1 protein-coding gene is annotated in these 1,189 nt (G+C 62.9%); it reads right to left on the bottom strand.

The window, feature by feature from the left end:
- Positions 1-61: 61 nt before the first annotated feature.
- A partial coding sequence (locus tag FEM54_RS32835; RefSeq protein ID WP_138454316.1) for a PhoX family protein occupies positions 62-1,189 on the bottom strand: 1,128 nt, incomplete at its 5' end.

The raw sequence follows: 1,189 nt of genomic DNA, 5'->3' as shown, positions 1-1,189 counted from the left end.
CCACACTTGAGCGTGGAATGCGCTCAAAGGTGGGAGCTGGCTTGCCTGCGATGAGGCCCTGTCAGGCGCCGACTATCCCACCATCATCCCGCCGAATCGCCATCACCGACGAGCGCGGCTTGCCGTTTGGCAGATGCTCCGGCCAGGTCGAACCCCCGGTTTCCCCCGGATGCTGAATCCCCACAAACAGGGTCTTCTGGTCCGGCGAAAAGCTGATACCCGTGACCTCGCACGCCACTGGCCCGACCATGAAGCGGCGGATTTCCCCGGTGTTGGGGTCGGCGCACAGCATCTGGTTATTGCCCATGCCGGCGAAGTCGCCCTTGTTGCTGTAGTCGCCGTCGGTGAGGATCCACAAGCGCCCGGCCTTGTCGAACCCCAGGCCGTCGGGACTGTTGAACATGTTTTGCGGGTTGATGTTGGACGAGCCGCCTTTTGGCGTGCCGGCATGCACACCTGGGTTGCCGGCCACCACAAACAAATCCCAGGTGAAGGTGTTGGCGCCGTGGTTATCCGCGTCGGCTTTCCAGCGCAGGATCTGGCCATACACGTTTTTCTCACGCGGATTCGGCCCGCCCACCGGCTGGCCGTCTTCACCGCGCTTGGCGTTGTTGGTGAGCGTGCAATACACCTGGCCGTCGGTGGGGCTGACCACGATCCATTCCGGGCGGTCCATGCGTGTGGCTTTCACCACACTGGCGGCCAGGCGCGCGTGGATCAGCACTTCGGCCTGGCTGGCAAAACCCGAGCTGGCGTCGATGCCGTTTTTGCCGTGGGTGAGTTCGACCCATTCGCCTTTGCCCTTGGGGTGGTCGGCATTGCCGTCGCCGGCATCGAAAATCGCCACGTACAGGGTGCCGTGGTCGAGCAGGTTCTTGTTGGCTTTGGGGTTGTGGTGGTTGATCGGATCGCGGCTGACGAACTTGTAGATGAACTCGCCACGCTCGTCGTCGCCCATGTACACCACGGCGCGGCCATCACGGGTTTCTGCCAGTGCGGCGTTTTCGTGTTTGAAGCGGCCCAGGGCAGTGCGCTTGACCGGTGTGGATTGCGGGTCGAACGGGTCGATTTCCACCACCCAACCGTGGCGATTGAGTTCGTTGGGGTTCTTGGCCATGTCGAAGCGCGGGTCGTGCAGGTGCCAATTGATCTCGCGGCTGGCGGCCACCACGCCGTAGCGTTTTTGCCC

Origin of the sequence: Pseudomonas edaphica (assembly GCF_005863185.1) — a bacterium.
Taxonomy (GTDB): Bacteria; Pseudomonadota; Gammaproteobacteria; order Pseudomonadales; family Pseudomonadaceae; genus Aquipseudomonas; species Aquipseudomonas edaphica.
This window is presented reverse-complemented; position numbering and strand designations above follow the sequence as displayed.